Consider the following 26,391-nt stretch of genomic DNA (forward strand, 5'->3'; position numbering starts at 1 on the left):
CTCCTGCTTCATGTCCAGGAAGGCCTCTGTGTAGGCGTAGCCGCTGTATGGCAGCACCGCTACAAACAGGTAGGCGTCCAGCCGCTCCCCGGTGTCTGTGTCCACCAGAGCTGCCGTCTGGCCCGCCCAGTTCACCTGCATGGTCTCGCCGGGCTTGTGCTCCAGGTGCATGGTGGCTTTCGTTTTGTGGACATAGTCCGCATAATACTTGTTGAATTGGGTGGATTTGTAGGGCAGCTCTCCGTTCTGACGGCACTGCTCGCAGTATTCTACCCACAGCAGGCTCAGGGTAACGCCGTTCTTCTGCATCTCTTGGTGTACCCACTCATAGTCCGGCATCTTGTAGACAGGGTTCTTTTGCTCGGTTGGAAATAGCCGCTTGGAAACTTCCTGCTGCGACATGGACTGAGCTTGCTGCCAGCTAAGCTTCTGTTCCCGAGCCCTGGCTAATGTACGGGTGACCGTGTTGCGACCACAGCTGGTGGCATCCGTAATTTCCCGGTGGGTAAGCCCCAGGCTTTTGAGCCGGAGGATCTCTTTGTGATTGACCATGGTAAAGCCTCCCTAAAATGAATTTGCATCTGATGATGCTGAATCCATTTTAGTGGCCATCCTGTCAATGCACCATGTCTGCGGTGACCATGCACCATTTCAGCGGTCTGGCTGCACCATTCGTGCGGTCTAAGGGCACCGTTTCAGGCGGCGTATTCACCGAGCGAAATATTCGTTATGCTTCATGAGATTATGGTACAGCGGGCGCTTGCGCATGATCTCGCCGCTGGCCGGAGTATTGATGGGATAATTGACATACAGCGTGGAATCGTTGATAAGGCTATCGTGGCCCGCGCAAAGGAGCGCAATATGGCCGTTCTGGAATCCGACACCTTTAAGATGACTGCCGGAAAGGGTATCTATGCTGAAATCAGCGGCAAAAAGCTGATGTGCGGCAACGAGAGCTTTTTGGCAGAAAACGGTGTTGTGCTGACCGATGAGATCGGCACGGTCGTTGAGAAGCTGCGCACCCAGGGCAAGGCTTCCGTCCTGGCTGCAGAAGGTGGCAAGTGCATCGGTGTTCTGGCCATGTCTGATGTGCTATGTCCTGAAGCGAAAGACATGGTGGGGCGTCTGCACCGCATGAATACCAACATCGTTCTGCTCACAGGCGACAACAAAAGGACGGCAGATTACTTTGCCGATCAGGTCGGTATCAAGCGGGTGTGCGCACAGCTCCTGCCGGAGGAGAAGGTCAGCAACATTATCGCCATCCAAAACGAAGGAAAGGCCGTCTGCATGATCGGTGATGGTGTCAATGATGCGCCTGCACTAAAGACTGCAAATGTGGGTGTTGCAATGGGTGGCCTCGGCAGTGATATCGCCGCGGACGCAGCTGATATCGTTTTGATGCGCGATGATATTTCCAAGTTACCTTACCTGAAGCGGCTGTCCAACGCTACGGTCAATACCATCAAGTTCAGCATCAGTCTTTCCATGTGCATCAACCTTGCCGCGGTGATCCTGTCCGTCACCGGTGCTCTGAATCCAACTACTGGTGCGTTAGTACATAACGCAGGCTCCTGCTTCGTAGTAATGATCGCGGCATTGCTCTACGACAGAAAATTCGAGTGACTTAAAATCCTCGTTGTTGTATTGCTGCGGCAATGGAAAACTTTTCTTTATTATTTACGGACAGATTTATATTTAGGGCAGCTGTAATCAATAAAAGTTCATCCGCTGACTGAGTTCTTACAGGTTTAGAAACCGCCTCTTTCTCCTACAAGGCTATGCGTTGAAAAGACACAAGGGAGATTAACGAATCTGCAGAAGATAGGTTCTAATAAACGGGGTAAATGGCAGAACCACAGAAAAACAAGCGCCACGCCTGTCGTTCCAAAACGGAATGCAGACGTGGCGTTCTTGCTTAATCATTCAAGTCTGCGATCTCTCCCATGATACCAATACTGGGGATCACTTATCCTGTTCACCTTTTCTGGGAAATGACTTCGTTTTCTTTGAGAGTGGAATATTTACTCCCAATTACCATTTTGTCTGATTTTGAGCATAGAAAATCTCCCTTCGTCAAATTGACGGAGGGAGATCGTTTTCCAATAGTGGCAGGCGTACAAATTGAATTTGGTTGAGTTTATTTGCTTTCCGAAAAGCTATAAGCCTGCTGTACCCATGAAAATAATTCGTCATCAATCTCTTCAACAGTTCCTGCAACAATATGCGTTGTCCATCTGCCAGGATATGGTTCCGTTTTTACCGCAACACTGTTGGATTCCAACGGATACGACAACCCCAGCGTAATAACTATAAGTGGGTCAGGCAAGTCAGCCTTTTTTCTAACACGCTGAAAAGAAACACAGGCATACACATGGCGGTTAAAGAAGGTAATCTGTGTCTTTTGCACTCGTGTTGTGGTATTGGGGAATCTTTGCAACGGTGTACAAAGGGAACATAATAAAAAACTTAATAATGGACTGCCAATCTTACACAAAGTACCGCCCAAACGAGACTACGGGCGGTATTTTTGTATCTTGGCGGAGAAAGGAGGAACTTCCCACGGGGCTTGACTGAAAAGTTGAGCCCCTTTTTTTACGCCCAAAAACAGGAGGTAAATGCTTATGGCAGATGATAAAACCACGAAAATGCCGGAGCAGCCGGTAACAGATACCGGGCCGGGCAAGGAAACTCCGCCCGAGCCGGAGAAAACGCCTACTCCCTCGGAGGCCGAAAAAAAGACGGAACAGCAGGCAAAGAGCACGCAGGTGTCCGTCTATGACTTCGCTGAAATTATGAAAGGAAAGAAAGCCGAGGAACGGGCGGCAGCTTCGGGCGGGGAAAAGCCTGCCCCGGCAAAAACGGAGAAACCGGAAAAGCAGCCGGAGGCTCCGAAAAAGGCCGAGGGAAAACAGGAAAAGCCCAAAGAGCCCGAGCAGCCGAAGCGCCGGGGCCGTCCTCCGAAAGAGGATAAGGACAAGGCCACCGCTCCGAAGCCCAAAGCCCCTGCACAGAAAAAGCAGGAAAAGGCACCCAAAGAGAAACCGGAGAAAAAAGCGGCTCCCACGGTGCAGGCCGCTCCCGCTCCGAAGGAACCCGAGGGGCCGAAGGAGGCTCCCCGCCGTGGCGAGGAACAGATCGTATATATCAAGCTGAACGAGCTCCACGCCTTTAAGAACCATCCCTTTGAGGTCCGGGACGATGAAGAAATGCGGGCTATGGTGTCCAGCGTCAAGGACAAGGGCGTTACCCAGCCTGCTATCGTCCGTCCCCGTGAGGATGGCGGCTATGAAATCGTGTCCGGCCACCGCCGCCAGAAGGCCAGCGAGCTTGCCGGATATGCGGATATGCCCTGTATCGTCCGCAACCTGACGGACGATGAAGCCATCACGCAGATGGTGGAGGACAATCTGAACCAGCGTGAAGAAATCCTCCCCAGCGAGCGGGCCAAAGCTCTGAAAATGCAGCTTGAGGCCATCAAGCACCAGGGCTCCCGAACTTCGGGCCAGATTGACCCGAAGGACGCAGGCAAACGCTCCAACGAGATCGTGGCCGAGCGGAACAAGATGGCCGTCAAGCAGGTGCAGCGGTATATCCGGCTGAATGAGCTGGTCCCCGACCTGATGAAGCTGATGGACGAGAAAAAGCTGGGCTTCACTACGGCGGTGGAGCTTTCCTACATCGGCAAGAAGAACCAGAACTATATCGCCGTCGCCATCGACAGCCAGCAGTCCTCGCCTTCGCAGGCGCAGGCAAAGCGTATGCGGGAGCTGGACGAAAAGAAGCTGCTCAACGGGGATGTGATCGACGGCATTATGATGGAGGACAAAAAGGAGGTAGACAAAGTGATTCTGACGGGTGCGGAACTGAGCAAATACTTCGGCAAGGAAACCACGCCGAGGGAAATGAAGGACCAGATCATCAAGCTGCTGGACGACTGGAAGGGCCAGCAGAAGGAACACGAAAAGCCGGAGAAGAAAACCGAGCCGGAAAAGTAAGCCGAAACTTCGGGTCAAGATGGCCCGAGGATTGCGGGGCGCTGCCCCGCGCCCCGAAGCTCTGGAGATATAAATTATTCCCCGTCGCCAGTTATTCCGTAGCATAGCCGGGAAAATCAGTCAAGGGCAACGCCGCCGCAGGCGGTGCCAGAGGCACCCTTGACGGATTTCTCCCGGTTATGCTTTTTCCCGGACAAGCGACGGGGATATAAATTCTCCAGAGCCGTCCCCCTTCCCGGGGGAAGGGGCGGAGGGGTTGGGCGAAACCTTGCTTTCCGCAAATCAGAAAGAAATGGAGGTTGAACCAATGAAACGACCTTTGGCCTATCTGACCGCCGCATGGAGCGGTGAGCCGGATATTGATATGGAGCTGGCGGCCCACTACTGCCGCCTTGCCTATGAGGCGGGCTTTTCCCCCATCTGCCCGCTTTTGTATCTTCCGCTGTTCTTGAATGACAGCGTTCCCGAGGAACATAAGGCCGGGATTGATATGCGCCGGGATATGCTGCGGCGCTCCCATACCCTGATCGTCTGCGGCGGTGCTGTGGACGAGGATGTGAAAAACGATATTGCGGTTGCCGGGCGGCTGGGTATCGCGGCTACTACGCTGGACGGGGTTCTTGCCGTGAAGGGACACGGCGGCCCGGGCCATGCCGGACATTAAGCTGGGGAGCCTTTTTGACGGGATAGGCGTTTTCCCTCTGGCGGCCTCCCGCTGCGGTATCCGTCCGGTGTGGGCCAGCGAGATTGAAAAAGCACCGATCTCCATAACCAAAAGGCACTTTCCCGATATGGCGCACTTGGGGGACATTACGAAGGTGGACGGCGGGAAAATCCCGCCTGTCCATGTGATAACCCTTGGCTCTCCCTGTCAGAACCTTTCTCTGATCGGCAACCGCTCCGGCCTTGCCGGGGCAAAATCCAGCCTGTTTTATCAGGCGTTTCGTATCATACAGGAAATGAGGGATGCCACTGATAACCTATATCCAGCTATCGCTGTTTGGGAAAACGTCATGGGAGCGTTTTCTACAAATGACCGGATGGATTTTAGAGCCGTCCTATCCGCCTTCTCGGACACCGAAGTTCCAATGCCTCCTTCTGGAAGATGGGGAAACGCCGGAATGGTGCGAGGGGGAACGCCTGATGTGTGCTGGCGGCTCATGGACGCCCAGTATTGGGCAGGCTCCCGAAGGCTGGCACGAAGGCAGCGAATTTTCATCGTGGCGGATTTTAGAGGCAGACGTGCCGCCGACATACTATTTAAGCCCCGTCCAATGCTCCCACTTCCTCCGCCTTGCCGAGAGGGCGGGCGGACCGCCGCCGAAGGAGATCGAACATCTTCTTTTGAAACAGGGCGGCAAATACCAGTCATCCACCCCTTTCAGTGCTTCCGTATGCGGGGAGCGGCAAAAAGGCAGGAAGAAACCGCCTTCCGAAACAGCTTCGGATTACCAACTGACCCTTTTCCCACTCTTTTAGCCAGCGACGTGACGCCCTTCGCCTTTTGGTATGAGGGCGACCCGGACGGCGGCTGTATCCGCTTCTTGACGGAAACGGAAAGCGAGCGGCTGATGGGGCTGCCGGAGGGCTGGACAAAGTACGGGGCGGACGGCGAGGAAATCCGGCCCCTGCAACGCTACAAGGCGCTGGGAAATGCGATTGCCCTCCCTTGCGCCGATTACATCATGGCCGGGATTTATGAAGTGCTGGCAGACAGGGCCGGAAAGGAGGATTGAACCCATGTTTGAAGCCTATATAACCAACACGGCCCTGTACCCCATGATGGGGATTGAAGTGGGAACGACGGTGCATTTTCCCACGACCACACAGGAGGTACAGGCCGCCCTTGCCAAAATCGGGATAGACGGAAAGCGGTACAGCGAAGTGTTTATTACCAGCTTTGATAGCGATGTGCTGGGGCTGTATGACTATCTGGACGAGTACGAGAACATCGACGAGCTGAACGAGCTGGGCCATGCCCTGCTGGAAGTACGGGACAAGGGCGAATTGGAAACCTTTGAGGCCGCTCTTGTCTTGGGAAAACACACGGGCAGCGCGAAGGACCTAATCAACCTGACGCAGAACCTTGACCTCTACCGCTTTTACCCGGATATTTCCGATGATGAAGGGCTGGGCCATCTGTACGCCGACGAGCTGGGGACCATCGACATACCGGAGCACATTCAAGGCTACTTCGATTATGAGGCATACGGGCGGGATATGCGTATCAACGAGGGCGGCGTATTCGCTCCCGGCGGATATGTGGCGGCGGACCCGGTTGGCTTCAAGGAGCATTACCACGGGACGCAGGACATACCGCCGGAACACCGGGTATTTGCCTATCCCGAAAAGGCCGAGCCTGTCCATTCCATTCTCGGCGCGCTCAAACGGTTTCAAGAGGCCCCGCCCGCTCCGCAAAAGGACAAGGCGGGGCCTTCCCATGAGGAACGGTAAGACTTCGGGCCATGTTGGCCCGAAGCATGAAGGAGGTGCATACCATCAACTATTACCCCATCAATGAAGGGGCCGCCCGCCGGGCGAAGGAAATGAACAGCTTTTCCGACTATAAGGAAGGGAGCGCAACGGCGGAATTCCGGGCAATGGTGGACAAGGCCGCAGCCATAGCCGAACAGCAAAAATCCCGGGTAGACCCCATGTACCATGAGAAGATCGACCATCTGTTAGACACCTACGCCCGCAAGCTGGCCGAAAACATGAACCAGGGCTTTGCCATTGACACAAGAGTTCCCTCTGTGCTAATCGCGGGGCCTTCCAATTTCCCGGTGGGAAAGAAGGAAAAACAGAACCGGGCGCGGGACAGCAACATGGAGGAATGGCGGCATATTCAAGGGCTGCTGGATAAGATACGCAGCACCGGCATAGGCGGTATCAGCGCCGATGACCCGGCGGCCATTGAAAAGCTCCAGAAAAAGCTGGACGGACTGGAACGCTCCCAGCTCATTATGAAGGAGGTCAACGCTTATTACCGCAAGCATGGCAAGCTGGACGGCTGTGCGCTGCTGTCGCCTGACCAGATCGAAAAGCTGAAAGCCAGCATGGCGTCAAGCTGGCGGAGCGACCCGAGGCCCTTTGAAAGCTACCAGCTTACCAACAACAACGCGGAGATCCGCCGGGTAAAGGCCCGTATCGAACAGCTTTCCAAACAGGCGCAGCGGGAGTTTTCCGGCTGGGAGTTTGACGGGGGCCGTGTGGAAATGAACCGGGAGGACAACCGCTTGCAGGTGTTCTTTGACGGAAAGCCTGACGCGGACACCCGGGCCGAGCTGAAAAGCAACGGCTTTCGCTGGGCTCCCAGCGTGGGCGCATGGCAGCGGCAGCTCACGGACAACGCCATCCGGGCGGCTGACCGTCTGGAATGTATCAAGCCGCTGTCCGGCGAAAAGCCCTCCCAGCTTCAAAAGAAGCCCTCTATCTTGCAGACCATGCGGGAACAGGGCGAAAAAGTCCAGCCGGAGCCGGAAAAGAAAGCTCCGTCCGGCAGGGATGCCGAGCGGTAAGCCTCGGGCCACATTGGCCCGAGGTTTTCTGTCGCCCCGGAATGTGCGGGGGCCTCCCGTCTACCGGGAGCCCTGACGGAAAGGAGGTTTTATGCAGGAAGAAGTAAACCAAAAAACAGTTGCCCTTTCAATCAAGACGGCAAAGCTGACGGGAAAAGTGCTGGCCGCCGCTCTTGGCAAGGTGGTTCGGGCGCTGCAAAAGCACCACCGAAAGGCGCTGACCCCGCAGGGCCGCCAGAGCGTGAAGAAGCTGATGAACCACTACGGCGGCAAAAACGCCATGCAGTATGTGGGTGCGCCGAAGGATTTTGACCGGATAGCGAAGGAGTTCCATGTGGACTACGCTTTCCATAAAGTGAGCCCCGGCCATTACCTGCTGTTCTTCAAAGCCAATCAGGCGGACGCCATCACGGCGGCCTTCCAGAAATACAGTACAAAGGTGCTGAACAAAGACCAGGACAAGACTTCTATCCTCGGCCAGCTCCGCAAGCTCACGGAGCAGATCAGGACGAAGCCGAAGGAGAAGCAGCGGACCAGAGAGGCGGTGAAGGACGGACGTTGAGTGACAAGATCAGAAAATATGTGCTCCCCAACCTGCCGTACTTCTTTGTGTTCTGGTTTTTCTCCAAAATCGGGACGGCCTACCGTATCGCCCCCGGCGCAGACTTCGGGACAAAGCTCATGGGGATGCTCGACACCTTCCCCAAAGCATTTGAAACTTACTGGCCGGGGCTTGGCGGCATTGACCTGCTGGTGGGCCTCGCCGGTGCGGCTGGGGTGTATCTGCTGATACAGTCCAAAATCAAGCAGGCAAAGAAATTCCGGCGGGATGCGGAGTACGGCACCGCCCGCTGGAGTGCATAATTTTAAGTGTAAAGGACACCTACATGGACGCACAGGAGGTTATGCACATGACTGATTATAGCAAAATTACCGCCCTTTACTCCCGCCTTTCCGTGGGCGACGAGGACAGGGACGGCGGTGAGAGCAACAGCATACAGAACCAAAAAATCTTTTTGGAGAACTATGCCAGAGGACAGCACTTAACCAATATCCGGCACTACATTGACGATGACGAAAGCGGCAGATTTTTTGACCGTTCTGCCTATTCCCGCATGATGGACGATGTAGAAAACGGAAAAATCGGTGTCTGCATTATGAAAGACCTGACGCGCTGGGGGCGCGACTATCTCCAAGTTGGCAACGCTATGGAGATATTCAGACGGAACAATGTGCGCTTTATCGCGGTCAACAACGGGATAGACAGCGAGAAGCCCGACACATTGGAGTTTGCGCCCTTTATCAACATCATGTCGGAGTGGTACGCAAAGGACATCAGCAAGAAAGTAAAGACCGGCATTAAAACGAAGGGCATGAGCGGAAAGCCGATTGCCACCGAAGCCCCCTACGGCTATATGAAAGACCCGGACAACAAGGATTTTTGGATAATCGACGAGGAAGCCGCCGAGGTTGTGCGCCTTATTTTCCGTCTGTTTATCGGCGGGAAGAACCGCAACCAAATCGCCGTATATCTGACGCAGGAGCAAATCCCTACCCCTACTTTCTACATGAAAGACCGGGGACGGGGAACGTGTAAAAACAAGGCGCTCAATGAGGATAACCGCTACAAGTGGAACAAAGTCACCTTGACCCATATCCTCACGCGGCAGGAGTATTGCGGCGATGTAGTCAACTTCAAGACTACAAAGCATTTCCGGGACAAGCGGAACCACTATGTAGACCGGAGCCAATGGCAGATAACCGAAAATGTGCATGAGCCGATTATTGACCGCGCCGACTTTGAAACCGCACAGCGGATTTTGGAAAACGCGCCCGTCAGACGCCCCAACGGGGACGGGGAAATCCACCCTTTGTCGGGCTTGCTTTTCTGTAAGGATTGCGGCGCAAAAATGCACATCCGCATAGATTACAGGAACGGCGGCAAGCGGCATGTTGCCTATTGCAGCGAGTATCACAAGGGGAAAGCCAAAAACCCCAAGTGCCATTCCCCACACATCATCGACGCGGACTTGCTCATGCAGACCGTCGCGGAAGTGCTGAAGAAAATCGAGGACTACTCTATCAGCAACCGGGCGGAGTTTGAAGCCTTAGTGAAAAAGAACCTTGCCATGCAGCAGACCGACCAGACCAAGAAGCAGCAGAAACGTATCCCGCAAATCACGACACGCCTTGAACAGATTGACAAGGTGCTGAATAAGCTCTATGAGGACAACGCCCTCGGCACTATCCCGCAAGACCGCTATGAGCAAATGTCGCAAAAATATTCGGAAGAATACTACACACTGAAAACGGAGCTTGCCACACTCCAAGAGCAGCTATCCGCTTATGAGAACGCGGGAGGGCGGGCGCAGAAGTTTTTGAAGCTGACGGAACGCTATGCCGCCTTTACTGACCTGACCCCCGCCATTCTCAACGAGTTTATCAGCCGGATTGAAGTGCATGAGCGCGACAAGAAAAGGGCAAAACAGGCTGTTCAGCACATCGGGATATATTTTAACTATATCGGCAGATTTGAGAACGAAGTGACGCAGCTTGCAGAGCCTACGGAGCAGGAAGTCCGGCAAATGCGGGAGGAAATCGAAGAAGCCCAAAAGGAAAAGAGCCGCGCCTACCACCGGCAGTATTCAAGGGAGTACCGGGCGCGAAACCTTGAAAAGCAACGGGAATATGACCGCATGAAAGCGCGGGAATACCGGGCAAGGAGAAAGGCGCAGGCCGCCGCCGCAGCACCCGCACAGTAAAACAGAATACCGACAACTAAGAGGGATTTTCCGGGCTACGGGAAATCCCTTTTTCGCGCCCGGAGAAAGGAGCCGCCTATGGCAGAACAGACCCCCGACAGTATCATCACGACACAGAAGAACGGACAGACCATCGTTGCGGAATTGTTTTTCAATCACAGCGGCACAGAAACATTCCGCGACAAGCTGCTCAAAGTGATACTTGCCGACAGCTTGCAGGACGGTCAAGAGCCGGAAAAATCGGAAATTTTGCGATAACAGCCGCCCCGACGATACATTCCCCGTCCGGGCGGTTTTTATCGTCAAAAACGCCGTTTTCTCCAAGTCAAGAGCCGGAGAAAACACCCGAAAAATGCCCCTATTGCGTAACAGGGGCGCAGAAAGGAGAGTTTATGCGAACAGGGCTTCCCAAGCAAAAAAAGACCACAGACATCTGGTTTGATGAGAAAGACCCGTTGATCCATATCCGTACCCACAATACCGACTTGAAGAAGCGGCTTGCCGCCTATGCCGAGCAGCACCCCGATGTGTGCCGCCAGACCGACGCAGACCCGGAAACGGGCTGCATGGAGTTTGACATTGAGAAAGGCCGCTTCTCTTTCCGTCTGACCGCCCCATACAGCGAGGAACGGCGGGAAGCGGCGCGGCGGTACGCCAGAGAGAGCAACGCCGCCGACAGGCTGAAATAGAGTGGAAATGTTCATAGTTTTGTGCTATACTTTTTCTAAAAGCAGAGTAATACTGCGGAATTGATTGGAGGACAACACAATGGTTACATTTATGAGATTAAGATAAAACCGCGAGTTATGTTGCGGTTATCCGTATTGCATAACTCGCTTATTGAAGCAGAGATGTAATTACGGAGGAAAAACAAATGAATAATAATTTATCACGCTTTGCAGACAGCAAGGTTTATTTTCAATGCCCAATTTGCACAAAATCAATGGATATACAAGGCAATAGCCTAATTTGTAGACATGGACATTGCTTTGATATTTCAAGATATGGGTATGTAAATTTGTTGTTAAAATCATCGCCCAAAACCAACTACAGCAAGCGGTCTTTTGACAACCGGCACCAAATTTTGGAGTATGGCATGTATGATGTTGTGTTGGAGAAAATCATACAGTTTATTTCTGATACGCCATCTATAAGAAACATTTTAGATGTTGGTTGCGGCGAGGGTTTCTATGCAAGGCAGATACAGCAAAGAACAGAACGAAACATCTTTGCCTTTGACTTGTCAAGGGAGGCAATACAGATTGCATCAAAAAAAGACAAGCGCAAAGCAGTGAAGTGGTTTGTTACTGACTTATCAAAAATCCCTTTGAAAGACGGAAGTATGGATTGTATTTTAGACATATTTTCGCCTGCACACTACAAAGAATTTCAGCGATTGCTATCTCCTAACGGATATGTTGTGAAAGTAATTCCTACGAAAAATCATTTGAGGGAAATCAGGACTAAAGTGCAAGCACACTTGAAAAATCCAGATTATTCAAATGAGTCTGTCGTTGAATATTTTGAGAAATATCTTAAAACCATTTCAAGAGAAACGGTTTCAGCCACCGTACAGTTGTCATCAGAACAAAGAATGTCGTTTATTGAAATGACGCCGCTTCTCTTTTGCGTTGAAAAAGATTGCGTTGATTGGCGTACTCTCACACATTTGACAATCGAAGCTGATGTTTTAATAGGAATGTATTAAAGGGCGTATTGATATTTAATATTCCCATTTATTGAGCAGAACGGAGTAAACCAAACACCCTAATCAAAAGGACAGCCGAGGAAATCGACTGTCCTTTTTCTATGCCGACAGGTAGAAAGGAGTGACCACCCATGACGAAACCGAGAGAAAAAAACCGCGAGGAATTGCAAGCCGAGATTGAGGACGGGAAGAAGAAAATCCGGCAGCTTGAAAACCGGGAAAAGGTGTTGCGGCAAAAGTTATCCCAAGAAGAACGCCGGACACGCAGCCACCGCCTTATCGTCCGGGGTGCGGTCTTTGAGAGCATTGTGCCGGAAGCCAAGACCATGACCGACGAGGAAGCCGCCGCCTTTCTCCGGCTTGCCTTGACGAGCGAGGAAGCGCGGGCTTATCTGAAAAAACGCACCAAGGGCGGGAAAAGCGAATAATCCCTTTGGCACAAAGGGCGCACTTATACACCCTTACGGGTGCGTGCGCTCTGCCGAGGGCTTGTCGGCACAGAGAGAAAGCCGCTTGCTTCCCTCTCTGACCGACATTGGCGGCTTTGCCGCAACAAGGGGCTGCACCCCTTGCGCCGCTTACGCGGCTATCCCTGCACACCCACAAAAACAGTACACCCGCCGTTGGCGTCTGTACCATTTTTGCGGGTTTTATTATCCTATCCGGGAGGTGATACCCATAGCCATCTACCATTGTAATATCAGCATTGTCAGCCGGGGCAAGGGCAAATCAGCCGTTGCCGCAGCCGCCTACCGAAGCGGCGAAAAGTTGACAAATGAGTGGGACGGAATGACCCACGACTACACCCGCAAAGGCGGTGTTGTCCATACGGAAATCCTACTGCCGCCCAATGCCCCGCCCTCTTTCTCTGACCGTTCAACCTTGTGGAACAGCGTGGAGCTTTACGAGAAAGCCGGGAACGCCCAGCTTGCAAGGGAGATTGACGCGGCACTCCCCATAGAATTATCACGAGAGGAACAGATACGGCTTGTCCGGGAATACTGTTCCTCTCAATTTGTTTCCAGAGGAATGTGCGTTGACTTTGCTATCCATGACACCGACAGCGGCAACCCCCATTGTCACATCATGCTTACCATGCGCCCCCTTGACGAGCGCGGCGCATGGGCGGCGAAGTCCAAAAAGGAATATGACCTTGACGAAAACGGCGAGCGTATTCGTTTGCCAAGTGGCAGATACAAGACCCACAAAGTTGACCTGACCGGCTGGAACGACAAGGGCAACGCCCTCTTGTGGCGAAAGGCATGGGCTGACCTTACCAACGACTTTTTGGAGAGGAACGGAAGCCCGCAGCGTATCGACCACCGCAGCAACGCCGAGCGCGGCATTGAGGAGATACCCACCGTCCACATGGGCGTGGCGGCTTGCCAGATGGAGAAGAAAGGTATCGCCACCGAGAAAGGCGAACTAAACCGAAATATCCAAAAGGCAAACCGCCTTATCCGGGAAATCCGGGCGCAGGTTGGAAAGCTCAAAGAATGGATTGCCGACCTGTTCAAAGCGCGGGAAACCACCCCGGAACAGCCGCCACAATCCCCCGGCCTTGCAAATCTGCTGATGAAGTATTTGAGCGTTCAGAGAGAAAAGAGCCGGAAGTATTCGCAGAGTTGGCAACAGCAGCACGCAGCCGACGAACTGAAAACCGTAGCGGCGGCGGTCAACTATCTTTCCGAGCATGGTATCTCTACCCTTGACGAGCTGGACGCAGCCCTTTCCTCTGTCAGCGAACAGGCCGACGCTATCCGGGCGGGAATGAAAACCGCCGAGCAACGCATGAAAGAGCTGCAAAAGCTCATTGAGTACGGCAGGAATTATCAGACCTACAAGCCCGTACAGGACGAGTACCGGCAAATCCGCTGGAAAGGAAAACAGGAGAAGTTTGCGGAAGCCCGCCGCGCCGAGCTTACCCTTTGGAACGCGGCAAACCGCTATCTCCATGCCCATTTGCCGGAGGGCGTGAAAACCCTGCCGATCTCCGCATGGGAGAAAGAATATGCTGCCCTTAAAGCACAGAGGGAAACGGAATACGCCAAGCTGAAAGGCACCCGCAGCGACCTTTCCGAGCTTCAAAATATCCGCAGGTGCGTGGATATTGCGCTCCGCGCCGACCAGCCGGAACAGACGCGGACCCGCACCAAGCGGCACGAACAAGAGCGATAAAGAGAAGGACGGGCAAGCTATCCGGCTTGTCCGTCCTATGTACCGCCTGACAAATAGGGAGTTCATTATCGTTTTATTTCCAAGCAATAGAATGACGGCCTAATGAGAAACATCATAATATGATTATATTTCCGCTATTTATGGATGCACAGAGTTTTTCAATGCAGGAAATAATATCTTTGGCTTCTCTTTTTCCTACATTAACATTATTGTGTACGATGTTATTGCGTATTTTTCTATACTTCTTTACTTTGTAAAGAGCTTCTTCATCTTCAGCATTATTCGTGTTTAACAAATTTAGGGATTCCATCAGAGAGGTCCTTACAAAGTCGTACTTTCTGGATAAAGTTATTTCTAAAAACCTAAATGCCGCAATAACGGCAGCATTGTATTCACCCTTGTCAAACAGCCTCAAATAATCCTTTTCGGCTTCCGGTTCGTTTTTCTTGCCGTTATTGTGCGCTTGTAAAAAATCATTTAATGTGTCCACAAAATGCTTGTTATCACCATATAAATTATATTTGAAAAGATGTAGACTTTGTAAATCAAATGGCAAACTATCCGATTGATCTTCATCTACAATCAATATAGATAGCTTGTTCTTGCTCATTATGTTTCCTAATTCCCACATAATATTTGCGTTGTTACCAGAGAGATCAACAATGGTCATTGAAGCTTTTGAAATCAGAGCGTCAGTCTTTCGTGTTATAATTTCGCCTGGCATTATAGTTTCGTCTAATGATATGGGAGAAATACCGTTATTGTATAATACAGGATATAGCAAATCTTTAAGAAAGGATAATCTTTGATATGGTGCTGAAATATAACAAAGTCTATTATCCGTCTCCGGCATTTTTAATTCTTCGGAAGCCTTCTCGTTTGTGAACACCATTTGTTCGGGGAGCTTTTCATCAATAACTTGCTTAATCTCAGAAAAAAACTCATCCAAAATATCAGGATAGTCGGCTTTGTCACCCGGAAGATTTATAACTTTAATATTTCTTCTCTCAAAACGTGCTATTTCTATGGGGCTGGCATCTACTAAAACTACATAAGCAGGAGTGCTTAGTTTCCCGAGGCGGGAACCAATAATTTGCCACAGTGTTCTAATATCGCTGTCGTCAAAACTATATCCTATAAGTAATAGCGTTTTAGTAATAAATAGGTTGGATATGTATGTTGATAAAATTTTGTTTTTATCAACATATATATCATAATCGTATTCGGTTATTACCATTCTTTCAGGATGATTAAAATCTCCATGCAGTTTAATAAGTTTAGTTCTTTCATGTGTGCTTATTGGAAGTCGCTCCTCTGAAACTACCATCGAAAAAGGAATGTGTTTCTCATTTAATGTTTGTTCAATGAGGAAATCAAAATTTGTCGTGCAAATAGTATCAAAATAAAGATCGCAAAATGTCCGATGTGTTTTTCCCGGCTTTAGATCATTAACATAGAGTTCTCTTGCCAAAAGTTCAATGAGCTTAGTCCTTGAAAACTCACTTTCAAACAACGATAATGCGTCAATGGCATTCGTATAAGTGTAATTGGGAATGTATGTTGCCACTTTTTTCCCGAGCCCTTCCCAATCTAAAATGCTCGCACCCTCTGGGGCAATAGCATTTTTTGAAAAGCCTGCCCCAACAAACGGAATAACTCTATTATCAATAAAATCTTCTTGTAATGTCTTAGGAATGTATTTCAAATATTTTCCGCTCATTGGTATTCCTCCGTTGCCCGCTTTTTAATAATTCTATCTCTTGCGTGCCTGTTCGTCAACCAAAGACTGGGTGTAGTAATACACTGGGGACAGGATTCACTAATCTTTTGCGACATTTATGTCCCCAGGCAGGCATGGTAAAATAGAGATAGAAAGAATAAAGGAGGTTTTGATGATGAAGATACTGCTGAAAATATTGGTTGCGCCCTTCGTTCTGGCGCTGTCCCTTCTGGCGGTTCTGGTGGTGTTTCTGTTTGATATTTGTGCCTTCCTGTTGACGATTGCCTCCGTGATTCTGGCGGTGCTGGGTATCGCCCTCTTTTTCACGCCGACACCCATCGGCGGGATTGTATTTCTGTTCCTCGCCTTCCTCCTTTCGCCGTATGGGCTGCAAGCGGCGGCGTGCTCTCTGCTTTGGGCACTGGACGGAGGAAAATCCGCTCTGTATCGGTTTCTGGCAAGTTAACTTCGGGTCAGCATGGCCCGAAGCAGGAAAGGGTGGCTTGAGGCCACCCTTTCCTGCTTTATTCTATATCTACATACGAAAAAGATTGCGGGGCAAGTGTGATATTGTAATCTAATAAATCTCGTGGAGGATCAAATATTTCCACTTTTCCTAATTCATAGGCGTATGCTGTTTTGCACCCATGAAAATATTCCCGATATTTTTTTCTGCTAATGCCCGCGTTACTTTTAGTCTGTTCCCATAAGGTGGAGGGAGCTGCACAAATAGTCCCCAGTATTTCAACTTTTGCCACCACTTTCATTACTGGAGATGTGCTATATACAAGTAGAACAGAACTGTCACTTCGTGCTAGCCGTTTACGATATTCATATTTTTTTGTACCAGCCAATATCCTATCAACATATTCTGGTTTTATTGATAATAGAATCGCCTTCAAAATTAAATCCTCATCATTCTACATACTTAATTTCCGTCTCAGAATCGTGCATAATCTGATTATATTGTTCATCACTCAATTTCATAAACGATCTAGGCCCCCTTGGAGCACACACAATGTCATGGTCCCAAAGGTAGCCCAATGTTAATCTTTTGCTCAGGCTTTTGACAAATATAAATTTTAAAACTTTTAAATTACGCCTATGATCACGCCAAAAGCCTTTCAATTCTTCGGTAGAAAAGACACTTCGATTCTGACAGATACTAAGCAGTTCCTCCTGAGAATGAATATTGCTAATAATTTCATCCACCATAGCGACTGTTGTAACAACCGAAGTATATTTTTTATTTGAACCTTCGGGGCCTGTTCGATAAAACAGAATTAGATCACCGGGCTTTACACCATTTCCGGGAGCCCACGAGATATAGACCTTTTGTAATGCATACCTATGAGGTTCTCTTCCGAGAAAATCAATTTTATTCTCGTTGTTCAGTTTGGAATCCGGGAGTAGTGTGGTGTGATATTGTGGGAAAATCGGCAAAATATACTTATTGCAATCATACTGAATGTTGGGAAAGTTTTTGCGAAAAGAAATATTATGATCAAAATCTTTCATCTTTTTTACTAAAACTTGTTCTTCTTTCCCGTTTCCAATTTTTACTCCATATTCAGTGAAGCCCCACCTTTTCAGTAATGCAGCCAAAGCGGACAGTTCTTCTCTATCTGTATAGAGTGTTACATAAATTTCGTCAACATTGCGTTGTAAGGCATTGTCAAAAATAATTTTAACAAAACGCTCACCCAACCTAAATCCGGTAGATTCAACTTTAAATGTTCCTACTTTTAATCTGCGCATCGGTTTAAAGGGCGGAACAATATCTGAGTAATTCTCATCGACACCTTCTGTTTTTAAGTAGAGGAATCCCAGTACTTTTCCAGCATCCGTATTACATATGTAAGCTTCTTCATCGCACTTGCGAGCAAACCACTTATCAAATCCTGGATAAGCGATACGGAAACTGTCAAAAAAAGAATCGGTTAAATCAACATTTCCGAAATAGGTTTTTTCAACGGCAAGCATTTTATATTCAATGAGACTTGGGTTTTCAGCCGTCGCTGCACTGATGAATGCATTTATTGAAAAAACTCTGTCACTCAAACCTAGCTTTATAGCTTTATTTCTTAGTCTCCGATCCTCCGTGATTAGTATGTCAACTCTGTTTGAATATACTTCAAACAATAGGCAATCATCAATCATGTCATTTTGCGATTTTTCCGGAATTCCGATCAATTCTAAAAAAGAATCGTCTGGTTCCTTAATAGTTTTGATTACCTCATATGATTCCAGCTTTACCGAAATGGCCTCTTGCGTTTCTGGATCTCGATATTTTTTTATTTCGGATATAGAGTATGGATGGATTACTTTATCATATTTTAACTTATCCAACCATCGAAAAAGGTGGCCAATACTATAATTGGAAACACGCTTGTTTTCTCTATGGATGATTATATTTGTGTCAAGCAAAGCTCTCATAATTTTGGGCCCCTTTCTATATAAGATAAGCAACTCATAATATCAGTTTCATCAAAAAGCATATGATGAACATACAGATTACAATTTATGCTTGTAGCAATCTCATGTGCTTTTTCATGTTCTGCTTTTTGTAAAAGTAAAATTTGACTTTCAGAATACTCTTTTTTATCTCGCACCGATAAATTCTTTATAATTTGTGAGGACGAGGCTTCCAGCAAAAGTATGGTTTCTATTTCCAGATCATAGAACACACTACTCGGCAAAGTATCAACATTACCATTTATGTCAAATATGCAAAAATGTCCGGCAAGAATAATACTAGGGGTCGATCTCAGAAGTTGCTTGACTTGTGAGGCCAAAATATTCTGATTAGCATCTTTGTCTCTAACGGCTTTATTTGCTCCATAAGTTTCACCGTTGACCGCACTAATGAGATCACCGGCAGAAAAATCAGGAATTTTTAATGCAGTTGACAATTTATTACATAATGTGCTTTTCCCTACACCGTAAGTCCCGGCAACAAATATCGTCCCCATATGTATAACCCCCGTTTAACGACCCTTTATTGTATATATTTTACATCAAAATTAAGTTAGAGTCTATCGTGTTTTTGGCAAATATCTTGTGTTCGGGTCATAATGGCCCGAAGTCGGGGCGGTCTGGACGGGCCGCCCTTTTTTCATAGAAGGGAGGGATGATTTCTGGCTACCACAACTTTGTTGCAGCGCCATGCGGGCGAAGGCGAAACGATTGCCGAGGCCATCCGGGATTGTCTGGACTATGGCAAAAACCCGGAAAAAACAGAAAGCGGAAAGTATATCTCCGCTTATGAGTGCGCCCCTGCCACCGTGGCGGACGAGTTTCTTTTGGCGAAAGCCAGCTATGCCGCCATGACAGGCCGGGAACAGAACAAGGCCAATGATGTGTTGTGCTATCAGATACGACAATCCTTCTATCCGGGAGAGATCACCCCGAAGGAGGCGAACCGTATCGGCTATGAGCTGGCTATGCGATGGACAAAGGGGCGGCACGCTTTTATCGTTACCACGCATACAGACCGCCATCACATCCATTGTCACATCTATTACAACTCCACCACCCTTGACTGTACCCGGAAATTCCGAAATTTTTGGGGCTCCAGCTTCGCTCTCCGTCGGCTCTCCGACAGGCTGTGCCTTGAAAACGGGCTGTCCATCGTGGAGAACCCGAAGCCACGGAGCAAGGGCAAGTATCGGAACTATGGGGAGTGGCAGAAAGAACGGAAAGGCCCGCTTTCGTATCAGGACCGGCTGCGCCTTGCCATTGATACCGCACTGGCGGAACGCCCCGCCGGTCTGGACGAATTTCTCGGCCTGATGAAGCGGGCTGGATATGAAGTCAAGAAGGTGCGGGGCGGTAGTATCAGCTTCCGGCTGACCGGGCAGGGGCAGGAACGCTTTACCCGTCTGCGGGCCTCTACGCTGGGAGACGGCTACGATCTGAAAGATATACTGGCCGCCATTGAGGGCAAAGAAAAACGCCCCGGACGCCCGGAGCGAAAAATCAGTCTGGCGGTGGATATTCAAGCAAAGCTGGCTGCCGGTAAGGGGCCGGGCTATGAGCGGTGGGCGAAGGTGTTCAACATCAAGCAGATGGCCGCCGCCCTCGCCTATATACAGGACAATGGCCTGACTGATTATGAGCAGTTGGCGCAGAAAGCCACCGAGGCAACCGACCATTTTCACGCGCTTTCCGAGCAGATCAAGCAGACGGAGCAGGCCATGAAAACCAATGCCGGACTAAAGGCCGCAACGGTTCAGTATGCCAAAACACGCCCGGTCTTTGAGCAGTACAAGGCTGCGAAGTACAACCGGAAATTCCTTGCGGAGCATGAGGCCGATATTGAACTGTACCGGGCGGCACAGGCGGAAATGCGCCGTCTGCTGGGCGGGGCGAAACTCCCGAAAATGGATGTGCTGAAGGAGGAAGGCCGTAAGCTCACGGCAAAGAAAAAGCGTCTTTATGGAGAGTATCAGAAAGCGCGCCGGGATATGCAGGAGATCGTCACCATCAAGGCAAATATTGATACTCTGCTGGGCTACACCGAGCCGGGCAGAAAGCAGGAAAAGGAGCGTTGAGGTTATGCAAACAAGGAGCAAAGCGACGCAAATACTTCGGGCCAACATGGCCCGAAGATACGGGTTTGGGGCGAGCCCCAACAAGCGGCGTCCGGGCCTTTGTGGCCACGGAGGCATTGCTTGCCATTTAGCGACACCCCGAAAATAGCGCAAAAAACGGAGGTATGCGTTCTTTTACACATCCTCCGTTTCTTTGGCCTGCTTCATGGCTTGAATAGTGGCCTCCACGATTTTCAATTCTTTTTCGTCCAGGGCGTTGAGCATGGCGTCAATCCGTTTTCTGCACTCGCTCCCTTTGTTCTTAGACGGATAGAAATATTGATCTACCGATATATCGAACATTGTCACCATCTGATAAAAGGTGTTGAGGCTGGGGTGCTGGCCGTCATTTTCGTTATACATGATGGTACGCGGAGCCCGGTCAACAATATAAGCCAGTTGCTCCTGCGTCATCCCGCTGGCCTCCCGCGCCCGCTTGATGGCGAGCCCTATATCGTGAAAATCAAATCGTCGTTCATCTCTTTCAATCTTCATAATATCACCTAATGTAATTTTACGTTTCAGGTGTTATTATTTGAACGAGTATGTATTTCATGATTCCGACTATTTACTTTCACATATACATCATTGAAATTATTCGTTTGACCGTATATAATTATTTGTGATTTATTTGTGGAGGTAGGATATGGATTTTATTTCGGTACAAGAAGCTGCAAAAAACTGGGGGATTTCAGAACGCCGCATACAGAAATTATGCGAAGAAAATCGTATAGAGGGTGCCATAAAGTTTAGTAGGTTGTGGCTGATACCTCGAAATGCTCAAAAGCCCTTTGATCGCCGTCGAAAAGAATTGCCTAAAATTGAAAATATCATCGAAAGTTATGGGCAATATGTTTACAATTTGGCGTTAAAACTATCGGCTAACCCTGAATATGCAGACGACCTAACACAAGAAACTTTTATTAAAGCATGGCTCCACATAAAAGAGCTTAGAAGTAAAGAAGCAATCAAGAAGTGGCTTCGCATAATTTGTATCAACGAGTTTCGTATGTCATTACGGAAACAACAACGGGAAAACAATGTTGAATACTTTGAAAATATCGAAGAATTAGAGCGGGATGGTAAACTCTTAGTTACTCCTCCACCTATTCAGTTGGATGAAGTAGAAGCAAATGAGGAAGTCATAAAGCTGCGCGATGGGTGCTTTTTAGCCATGACAAGAAAGTTATCGCTCAATCAAAGAATAGCTTTTTCCTTAGTTGATATGTTTGGCTTATCAATAAAAGAAGTAAGCGAAATATTAGATATTACTCCTAAAGCTGTCAAGGGATTATTATATCGCGCAAGGTTAAATTTGGAGTCGTTTTTTCAAGGGCATTGTAGTTTTTTAGATATAAATAACCCATGCACCTGCAAGGAATGGATTGAATTTATGAATACAAGAAATTCAATTCAGAAAAAAATGAGGCAATCCCTCACTGTGTTAAACTACAAGCAAAATGGTTATGTTCAAAATACAAAGACTACGCAAATGATATTGCATTATTATCATAACATTCCTGATCAACGGCCAAGTCAAAAGTGGTTTGATGAGATTATATTGCTTGTTAAAAATTTTTATGGAAATTGTTGATGAGGCCGAGTCTTTGCCTTTGTTTGAGCATCTATTATTATGAAACTAAAAATTCAAGATTGCAGAAAGGCTTTTTTATGGATAAGGAATACTTACAATACTTAGTTGACACAATCACTGACAAGGACAATTTAAAAAAGGTTAAGGAAGAAGCTCTTAAATTAAGTAGCTCCTATTCACCCGAAGAATATATCCAAATAGCTTCGGAATTGTATTGCTCAGAATATTTTCAAATTCAAGAAATCGGTGTGCTCCTATATGGTTATGCAAGCTCAATGAGCCCAACTGCATTAGAGTTTTTACGCGAAACCGTAAGTACGCATCCGAGTTGGAAAGTCCAAGAAGTTTTAGCTATGGCTTTTGATATATATTGTTCTACAAACGGATATAAAAACTCTTTGCCAACTATTGAAGAATGGTTGCAAGATAGTCGCCCTAATGTTCGCCGAGCTGTTTCGGAGGGACTTCGTATATGGACAAACCGCGATTATTTTAGAGAAAATCCTGAAATTGCAATTTCCCTCCTATCCAATTTGAAAGCAGATAACAGCGAATATGTCCGAAAATCAGCAGGGAACGCACTAAGAGATATAAGCAAGAAATTTCCTACCCTTATAAAAGAAGAAGTATCTACCTGGGATATTTCGGACAAAAAAGTGGCACAAGTTTATAAGTTAGCGTATAGATACATAGCAGAAAAAGGTATTGATAGATAATCGCAACGGCAATAGTGCTAAGCCAAACATATAGAGTACAACTGCCCAACGGGATAATAAAAAAACCGTTGTTTCGGCGGCTGGCTTATCACGCGCCTAAACAAAATACAGTAGCCTTGCGGCGGTTTTGAAATAACAAATTTCAAGCCGCCGTTTTCTTTTCAAAAAATGAGATTGCGGGGGGTGTGTTAAAGTCGCCCTTTTTTAAGGATACGGCGGTGTCCGGGAGGTATCGCCGTGTCCTTTTTCCTTTTCCATCCCCCTAACCTGTCAAAAAAAGCTCATCCCCCGAACAGGATCAGTCTGGCGGTGGATGTGCAATTTGGCAGTACTTAAATGAATTTATTATTTCATGCGTCCGAGTGGCCTTGTGCCGCCCGGGCGCTTTTGCGTTCTTATGGGGTAGCTTCGGGCCATGTTGGCCCGAAGTCATTCCCCGGTGCCGCTCCCCGCCACCTTCGTTTCGGTCACTCGTCAACCACCAACCGAAACGGAGGTCAATATGGCTATTATCAATCTGCGGGACTATTACCCGTTTTATACATCGGATTGCTTCATGGAAGTATCGGACGAGGTTGCTGAAATGTTCAAAGAATTTGACCGCAAGGAGGCTGCTTACCGGCTGCGTACATACCGCCATAAAGCCTACTATTCCCTTGATCGAGACGATGGGCTGGAGCATGAGGCTGTCTTTGTCGCGCTTTCGCCCCACGAGCTGTACGAGCGGAAAGTTACCATGCAGGAGCTTCACGCTGCTATTGCCAGCCTGCCGGACAAACAGGCAAAACGAATTTACGCCCACTTCATTCTTGGCATGACGAAACAGGATATTGCCCGGGCAGAAGGGGTCAATGAGAAAGTAGTCCGTGTGGCAATCGAGCGCGGGCTGCGGCACTTGGAAAAAATTTTGAAAAAATCTCTGTGATGTGTACCGATTTAGGCCAAAAAATGAAATGGCTTATGAGAGGCAAAACACTTCGGGTCAAGGTGGCCCGAGGTTCGGACAAGCCCTCATGCAAATCGAAAATTGAATAAAAAGGCACCCGGATACGAAGGGAAATGCGCTGTGTGACAGGCCCGCCATGACCTCTGCTTTTGGAGAATACAATCTCTATAAAACAGGGCGAGCGATCAGGCTCATGCCATAGGTGGGGCAAGGCTGGTTCCACCGGAACAGGTACATAACCCGGATACTTGCGTTTAGTCACAGTCCGAGCGTTGAAGCGGCCTTGCAAGCCGTGAGCCGTCGCAGGCAATGAGAACGCCTTGCCATCAGAATGGGGAGAGTTGAAATACTATGGGGCAGAAAGCCTATGCCCGTCCGATGTGCCTGTAATGTAGTAAAAACCTGTGGGGAGCCCTCCGGCAATGCTGTCTGATGATAGGCCAACCAATCCGGCGGGGCTCCCCATCTTTTTCTCAAAGGAGTTTCTTATGGAAAATGCGTTTGGGATGTTTCCCGGTTTTGAGCCGGATGAATGGAGTAATGACGCCTGCCGCGGCTATGTCATCATGGCAATGGAGGACTGCGGCTTTTCAAAGAAGGATATTCGTCGTGTTGTGGGACAGCTTTATGAAGTCTTTGATCTCAACAGTGTGGAGGACGCCAAACAGAAGTTCTACTCCAGTCCGTACTGACGGCCACATCGGCCCGAAGTGGAGAAAGCTCAAAGGGCTGCACCTGCGGGTGCCGTCTTTTGACATTTCCCCACAGGACAAGAGGGAAACGCTGGCAAGTACACCCATTCTGAAAAGGAGGTTTCCAATGACACAGGCCGTCACATATCAACGAGAAACAAAATCTGTACCCTTTCAAGGGAAAATCATTATGCTGGAAAGCCTCACGCCGGTACTTTCCCCGAAGGAGAAGGAACAGCGCAAAAAAGAAATTGAACGCCGTCTTTACGATGTGTTCAGTAAGTACGGGGACAGATTTCACTAACCATTCGCAACATTGTTGTCCGGGGCTGCTGATAGTATAATATAGCTGTAAGGTTGGTAGCTCCATTCCAACAGGGAAAGGAGCCCAATATGGAATTTATCAGAGAAGATTGCATTTATGCAAGACAGTCAGTAGACCGCAAGGACAGTATCAGCATTGAAAGTCAGATTGACTTCTGCAAGTACGAATTGAAAGGTGGGAGCTGCCGGGTATTTAAGGACAAAGGCTATTCCGGCAAGAATACCGACAGACCGGAGTTTCAAAAGCTGCTGGGCGAGATCCGCAAGGGAAAGGTTCGGCGGGTCATCGTGTACAAGCTGGACCGGATAAGCCGCTCTATTCTGGACTTTGCAAATATGATGGAGCTGTTTCAAGAGTACGATGTAGAGTTTGTATCATCTACGGAAAAGTTTGATACCTCGACCCCGATGGGACGAGCCATGCTGAATATCTGCATTGTATTCGCCCAGCTTGAACGTGAGACAATCCAGAAGCGCGTCACGGACGCCTACTATTCCCGTTGCTTGAAAGGCTTTCACATGAGCGGGCAGGCTCCATACGGCTATCAGTTGGAGCCCACCGTGGTAGAGGGTATCCGTACAAAAAAGATGGTTGCCGACCCCGTAGCCGCCGACCATGTACGGCTGATGTTTGAGATGTACGCCGAGCCGGAAACCTCTTTCGGAGACATTACCCGCTACTTTGAGGAACAGGGTATCAAGATTTACGAAAAGTCAATGGTTCGGAGTTTCCTTTCCCAGCTTTTACGGAACCCTGTTTACGCACAGGCCGACTTGGAACTGTATGAGTTTTTCAAGAGCCAGGGCGCGGCGATTGTCAATGACGCTTCCGATTTTGCCGGAACAAACGGCTGCTATCTCTATCAGGGGCGGGATGTGAAGGAGGACAAGGACAGGTGCCTAAAAGACCAGATACTTGTTATCGCTCCCCATGAAGCATTGATCCCCTCTGACACATGGCTGAAATGCCGGAAAAAGCTCATGGCAAATACCACCTTCCAACAGGGACGGAAACCGAAAAACACTTGGCTGGCCGGAAAAATCAAATGCGGGCATTGTGGGTATGCGCTGAAAGCCACCCATGTACCAAACAGCACAGGTTATTTCCGCTGCACCAAACGGACGGAAAACAAAGGTTGTCCGGGCTGCGGGAAAATCCGCAAAGAAGAATTTGAACAATTCATTTTTTCAGCCATGCAGGAGAAGTTCAAAGATTTTCAGATACTCCACGGCCAAGAGGAAAAGGTCAATCCGAAGCTGACAGCCTATCAAGTAGAGCTGGCGCAGGTGGAGGCAGAAATTGAAAAGCTGCTGGACACGCTGACCGGAGCCAATGCGACCTTGCTTGCCTACGCCAACAAGAAAATCGAAGAACTGGACACCCGCCGTCAGACCATTTCAAAAGCAATAGCCGATTTGAGCGTCGAAACCATATCGCCCCAGCAGATAAAGAAGCTGTCCTATTATCTCGACAACTGGGAGAGCATAGATTTTGACGACAAAAGAAAAGCCGCCGATGGCTTGATTTCTACAATCAAGGCCACCAGCGACCGTGTTCAGATAGAGTGGAAAATCTGACATTTCCGCTCTATCGCCCCTCATTTCTATTTTATCTCGTTTGTACCCCTTGTACACCGATGATT

29 protein-coding genes and 3 pseudogenes are annotated in these 26,391 nt (G+C 48.8%); 25 read left to right on the plus strand and 7 right to left on the minus strand.

The features are described from left to right. A pseudogene (locus tag B5E43_RS11195) lies at window positions 1-552 on the minus strand (IS21 family transposase); the annotation flags it as partial. Window positions 553-729: 177 nt separating this feature from the next. Here B5E43_RS11195 and B5E43_RS11200 point away from each other — a divergent pair. Beyond that, complete coding sequence (locus tag B5E43_RS11200) at window positions 730-1,626, plus strand: HAD-IC family P-type ATPase (RefSeq protein WP_087396754.1); 897 nt, start codon at window positions 730-732, stop codon at window positions 1,624-1,626. A gap of 514 nt (window positions 1,627-2,140) precedes the next feature. Here B5E43_RS11200 and B5E43_RS14930 read toward each other — a convergent pair. Beyond that, on the minus strand, window positions 2,141-2,509 hold the full coding sequence (locus B5E43_RS14930) for a DUF5655 domain-containing protein (protein ID WP_158099040.1): 369 nt from the start codon (window positions 2,507-2,509) through the stop codon (window positions 2,141-2,143). Window positions 2,510-2,618: 109 nt separating this feature from the next. Here B5E43_RS14930 and B5E43_RS11205 point away from each other — a divergent pair, with 109 nt between their 5' ends. From B5E43_RS11205 to mobQ, 15 genes and pseudogenes are all read left to right on the plus strand, one after another. Next, window positions 2,619-3,998, plus strand: a complete 1,380-nt coding sequence (locus tag B5E43_RS11205) for a ParB/RepB/Spo0J family partition protein (RefSeq protein WP_087396757.1) — start codon at window positions 2,619-2,621, stop codon at window positions 3,996-3,998. 307 nt (window positions 3,999-4,305) lie between these two features. Further along, the gene (locus B5E43_RS11210; RefSeq protein ID WP_036744842.1) at window positions 4,306-4,662 is read left to right on the plus strand and encodes a hypothetical protein; all 357 of its coding nucleotides are present in this window, start codon (window positions 4,306-4,308) and stop codon (window positions 4,660-4,662) included. After that, window positions 4,649-5,014 (plus strand): annotated as a pseudogene (locus B5E43_RS15710) (DNA cytosine methyltransferase); the annotation flags it as partial. The gene B5E43_RS11210 and the pseudogene B5E43_RS15710, both read left to right, overlap by 14 nt. Next, a complete protein-coding gene (locus B5E43_RS15715; RefSeq protein WP_343214310.1) occupies window positions 4,965-5,477 on the plus strand; it encodes a hypothetical protein in 513 nt (170 codons plus the stop codon). The pseudogene B5E43_RS15710 and the gene B5E43_RS15715, both read left to right, overlap by 50 nt. Before the next feature lie 65 nt (window positions 5,478-5,542). Beyond that, the gene (locus B5E43_RS15720; protein ID WP_333490978.1) at window positions 5,543-5,734 is read left to right on the plus strand and encodes a hypothetical protein; all 192 of its coding nucleotides are present in this window, start codon (window positions 5,543-5,545) and stop codon (window positions 5,732-5,734) included. Between the two features lie 4 nt (window positions 5,735-5,738). Continuing rightward, entirely contained in the window at window positions 5,739-6,452 is a 714-nt protein-coding gene (locus tag B5E43_RS11220; RefSeq protein WP_087396761.1) for an antirestriction protein ArdA, read from the plus strand. A gap of 26 nt (window positions 6,453-6,478) precedes the next feature. Next, entirely contained in the window at window positions 6,479-7,516 is a 1,038-nt protein-coding gene (locus B5E43_RS11225) for a hypothetical protein (protein WP_242964811.1), read from the plus strand. A 91-nt stretch (window positions 7,517-7,607) separates the two neighbouring features. Then, a complete protein-coding gene (locus tag B5E43_RS11230) occupies window positions 7,608-8,078 on the plus strand; it encodes a PcfB family protein (RefSeq protein ID WP_021419861.1) in 471 nt (156 codons plus the stop codon). Beyond that, complete coding sequence (locus B5E43_RS11235) at window positions 8,075-8,380, plus strand: conjugal transfer protein TraG (protein ID WP_087396763.1); 306 nt, start codon at window positions 8,075-8,077, stop codon at window positions 8,378-8,380. Before B5E43_RS11230 ends, B5E43_RS11235 begins: the two co-directional genes overlap by 4 nt. A gap of 23 nt (window positions 8,381-8,403) precedes the next feature. Further along, the gene (locus B5E43_RS11240; RefSeq protein WP_005930681.1) at window positions 8,404-10,278 is read left to right on the plus strand and encodes a recombinase family protein; all 1,875 of its coding nucleotides are present in this window, start codon (window positions 8,404-8,406) and stop codon (window positions 10,276-10,278) included. 78 nt (window positions 10,279-10,356) lie between these two features. Continuing rightward, window positions 10,357-10,536: a transposon-encoded TnpW family protein gene (locus B5E43_RS11245; protein ID WP_005930684.1), complete on the plus strand. Its 180-nt coding sequence runs from the start codon at window positions 10,357-10,359 to the stop codon at window positions 10,534-10,536. A 134-nt stretch (window positions 10,537-10,670) separates the two neighbouring features. Continuing rightward, a complete protein-coding gene (locus tag B5E43_RS11250) occupies window positions 10,671-10,967 on the plus strand; it encodes a hypothetical protein (RefSeq protein ID WP_005930687.1) in 297 nt (98 codons plus the stop codon). A gap of 185 nt (window positions 10,968-11,152) precedes the next feature. Further along, a complete protein-coding gene (locus B5E43_RS11255; RefSeq protein ID WP_002584969.1) occupies window positions 11,153-11,986 on the plus strand; it encodes a methyltransferase domain-containing protein in 834 nt (277 codons plus the stop codon). A 131-nt stretch (window positions 11,987-12,117) separates the two neighbouring features. Further along, window positions 12,118-12,414, plus strand: a complete 297-nt coding sequence (locus B5E43_RS11260) for a DUF3847 domain-containing protein (RefSeq protein ID WP_016147288.1) — start codon at window positions 12,118-12,120, stop codon at window positions 12,412-12,414. Between the two features lie 250 nt (window positions 12,415-12,664). Further along, window positions 12,665-14,164, plus strand: coding sequence for a MobQ family relaxase (gene mobQ / locus B5E43_RS11265; protein ID WP_242964815.1), 1,500 nt, complete (start codon window positions 12,665-12,667; stop codon window positions 14,162-14,164). Between the two features lie 112 nt (window positions 14,165-14,276). On the opposite strand, the gene B5E43_RS11270 is transcribed toward mobQ, so the two are convergent. Continuing rightward, window positions 14,277-15,884, minus strand: a complete 1,608-nt coding sequence (locus tag B5E43_RS11270) for an SIR2 family protein (protein WP_087396765.1) — start codon at window positions 15,882-15,884, stop codon at window positions 14,277-14,279. A gap of 175 nt (window positions 15,885-16,059) precedes the next feature. Between B5E43_RS11270 and B5E43_RS11275 the strand changes: the two genes are divergently transcribed. Then, window positions 16,060-16,350: a CD1845 family protein gene (locus tag B5E43_RS11275; protein ID WP_087396767.1), complete on the plus strand. Its 291-nt coding sequence runs from the start codon at window positions 16,060-16,062 to the stop codon at window positions 16,348-16,350. A 58-nt stretch (window positions 16,351-16,408) separates the two neighbouring features. Here B5E43_RS11275 and B5E43_RS11280 read toward each other — a convergent pair whose 3' ends face one another. The 3 genes from B5E43_RS11280 to B5E43_RS11290 are packed head-to-tail and all read right to left on the minus strand — an operon-like array spanning window position 16,409 to window position 18,856. Then, the gene (locus tag B5E43_RS11280; protein WP_087396769.1) at window positions 16,409-16,786 is read right to left on the minus strand and encodes an ASCH domain-containing protein; all 378 of its coding nucleotides are present in this window, start codon (window positions 16,784-16,786) and stop codon (window positions 16,409-16,411) included. A gap of 13 nt (window positions 16,787-16,799) precedes the next feature. Then, a complete protein-coding gene (locus B5E43_RS15350) occupies window positions 16,800-18,320 on the minus strand; it encodes a hypothetical protein (protein WP_206406991.1) in 1,521 nt (506 codons plus the stop codon). Further along, window positions 18,317-18,856: an ATP-binding protein gene (locus B5E43_RS11290; protein WP_087396771.1), complete on the minus strand. Its 540-nt coding sequence runs from the start codon at window positions 18,854-18,856 to the stop codon at window positions 18,317-18,319. The genes B5E43_RS15350 and B5E43_RS11290 overlap by 4 nt, the downstream gene beginning before the upstream one ends. 165 nt (window positions 18,857-19,021) lie before the next feature. Between B5E43_RS11290 and B5E43_RS11295 the strand changes: the two genes are divergently transcribed. Beyond that, complete coding sequence (locus tag B5E43_RS11295) at window positions 19,022-20,437, plus strand: relaxase/mobilization nuclease domain-containing protein (RefSeq protein ID WP_087396773.1); 1,416 nt, start codon at window positions 19,022-19,024, stop codon at window positions 20,435-20,437. 174 nt (window positions 20,438-20,611) lie between these two features. On the opposite strand, the gene B5E43_RS11300 is transcribed toward B5E43_RS11295, so the two are convergent. Continuing rightward, a complete protein-coding gene (locus tag B5E43_RS11300) occupies window positions 20,612-20,971 on the minus strand; it encodes a helix-turn-helix transcriptional regulator (protein WP_087396775.1) in 360 nt (119 codons plus the stop codon). Between the two features lie 151 nt (window positions 20,972-21,122). Here B5E43_RS11300 and B5E43_RS15540 point away from each other — a divergent pair. From B5E43_RS15540 to B5E43_RS11325, 7 genes and pseudogenes are all read left to right on the plus strand, one after another. Then, window positions 21,123-21,284 (plus strand): annotated as a pseudogene (locus B5E43_RS15540) (helix-turn-helix domain-containing protein); the annotation flags it as partial. A gap of 3 nt (window positions 21,285-21,287) precedes the next feature. Then, window positions 21,288-22,070 (plus strand): RNA polymerase sigma factor, encoded by a 783-nt coding sequence (locus B5E43_RS11305; protein WP_275533008.1) that lies wholly within the window; start codon window positions 21,288-21,290, stop codon window positions 22,068-22,070. Window positions 22,071-22,147: 77 nt separating this feature from the next. Then, window positions 22,148-22,786, plus strand: a complete 639-nt coding sequence (locus B5E43_RS11310; protein WP_087396837.1) for a DNA alkylation repair protein — start codon at window positions 22,148-22,150, stop codon at window positions 22,784-22,786. 502 nt (window positions 22,787-23,288) lie between these two features. After that, entirely contained in the window at window positions 23,289-23,711 is a 423-nt protein-coding gene (locus B5E43_RS11315) for a sigma factor-like helix-turn-helix DNA-binding protein (protein ID WP_087396779.1), read from the plus strand. Between the two features lie 509 nt (window positions 23,712-24,220). After that, complete coding sequence (locus tag B5E43_RS11320) at window positions 24,221-24,424, plus strand: hypothetical protein (RefSeq protein WP_242964812.1); 204 nt, start codon at window positions 24,221-24,223, stop codon at window positions 24,422-24,424. Between the two features lie 127 nt (window positions 24,425-24,551). Beyond that, window positions 24,552-24,728, plus strand: coding sequence for a hypothetical protein (locus B5E43_RS15255; protein WP_164475092.1), 177 nt, complete (start codon window positions 24,552-24,554; stop codon window positions 24,726-24,728). 89 nt (window positions 24,729-24,817) lie between these two features. Continuing rightward, complete coding sequence (locus tag B5E43_RS11325) at window positions 24,818-26,326, plus strand: recombinase family protein (protein ID WP_021419833.1); 1,509 nt, start codon at window positions 24,818-24,820, stop codon at window positions 26,324-26,326. The last annotated feature ends 65 nt before the right edge of the window (window positions 26,327-26,391 follow it).

Origin of the sequence: Flavonifractor sp. An100 (assembly GCF_002161175.1) — a bacterium.
Lineage (GTDB): Bacteria > Bacillota > Clostridia > Oscillospirales > Oscillospiraceae > Lawsonibacter.

What these genes read in the sequence shown, in the direction of transcription:
- B5E43_RS11240 (WP_005930681.1), top strand. Translation starts at nt 8,404, where the DNA reads ATGGACGCACAGGAGGTTATGCACATGACTGATTATAGCAAAATTACC.
- B5E43_RS11310 (WP_087396837.1), top strand. Translation starts at nt 22,148, where the DNA reads ATGGATAAGGAATACTTACAATACTTAGTTGACACAATCACTGACAAG.
- B5E43_RS11225 (WP_242964811.1), top strand. Translation starts at nt 6,479, where the DNA reads ATGAAGGAGGTGCATACCATCAACTATTACCCCATCAATGAAGGGGCC.
- B5E43_RS11270 (WP_087396765.1), bottom strand. Translation starts at nt 15,884, where the DNA reads ATGAGCGGAAAATATTTGAAATACATTCCTAAGACATTACAAGAAGAT.
- B5E43_RS11250 (WP_005930687.1), top strand. Translation starts at nt 10,671, where the DNA reads ATGCGAACAGGGCTTCCCAAGCAAAAAAAGACCACAGACATCTGGTTT.
- B5E43_RS11275 (WP_087396767.1), top strand. Translation starts at nt 16,060, where the DNA reads ATGAAGATACTGCTGAAAATATTGGTTGCGCCCTTCGTTCTGGCGCTG.
- B5E43_RS11210 (WP_036744842.1), top strand. Translation starts at nt 4,306, where the DNA reads ATGAAACGACCTTTGGCCTATCTGACCGCCGCATGGAGCGGTGAGCCG.
- B5E43_RS15255 (WP_164475092.1), top strand. Translation starts at nt 24,552, where the DNA reads ATGACACAGGCCGTCACATATCAACGAGAAACAAAATCTGTACCCTTT.
- B5E43_RS11320 (WP_242964812.1), top strand. Translation starts at nt 24,221, where the DNA reads ATGGAAAATGCGTTTGGGATGTTTCCCGGTTTTGAGCCGGATGAATGG.
- B5E43_RS11220 (WP_087396761.1), top strand. Translation starts at nt 5,739, where the DNA reads ATGTTTGAAGCCTATATAACCAACACGGCCCTGTACCCCATGATGGGG.
- B5E43_RS11205 (WP_087396757.1), top strand. Translation starts at nt 2,619, where the DNA reads ATGCTTATGGCAGATGATAAAACCACGAAAATGCCGGAGCAGCCGGTA.
- B5E43_RS11245 (WP_005930684.1), top strand. Translation starts at nt 10,357, where the DNA reads ATGGCAGAACAGACCCCCGACAGTATCATCACGACACAGAAGAACGGA.
- B5E43_RS11315 (WP_087396779.1), top strand. Translation starts at nt 23,289, where the DNA reads ATGGCTATTATCAATCTGCGGGACTATTACCCGTTTTATACATCGGAT.
- B5E43_RS11290 (WP_087396771.1), bottom strand. Translation starts at nt 18,856, where the DNA reads ATGGGGACGATATTTGTTGCCGGGACTTACGGTGTAGGGAAAAGCACA.
- B5E43_RS11200 (WP_087396754.1), top strand. Translation starts at nt 730, where the DNA reads ATGCTTCATGAGATTATGGTACAGCGGGCGCTTGCGCATGATCTCGCC.
- B5E43_RS11255 (WP_002584969.1), top strand. Translation starts at nt 11,153, where the DNA reads ATGAATAATAATTTATCACGCTTTGCAGACAGCAAGGTTTATTTTCAA.
- B5E43_RS15350 (WP_206406991.1), bottom strand. Translation starts at nt 18,320, where the DNA reads ATGAGAGCTTTGCTTGACACAAATATAATCATCCATAGAGAAAACAAG.
- B5E43_RS15715 (WP_343214310.1), top strand. Translation starts at nt 4,965, where the DNA reads ATGCCACTGATAACCTATATCCAGCTATCGCTGTTTGGGAAAACGTCA.
- B5E43_RS11325 (WP_021419833.1), top strand. Translation starts at nt 24,818, where the DNA reads ATGGAATTTATCAGAGAAGATTGCATTTATGCAAGACAGTCAGTAGAC.
- B5E43_RS11230 (WP_021419861.1), top strand. Translation starts at nt 7,608, where the DNA reads ATGCAGGAAGAAGTAAACCAAAAAACAGTTGCCCTTTCAATCAAGACG.
- B5E43_RS11300 (WP_087396775.1), bottom strand. Translation starts at nt 20,971, where the DNA reads ATGAAGATTGAAAGAGATGAACGACGATTTGATTTTCACGATATAGGG.
- B5E43_RS11260 (WP_016147288.1), top strand. Translation starts at nt 12,118, where the DNA reads ATGACGAAACCGAGAGAAAAAAACCGCGAGGAATTGCAAGCCGAGATT.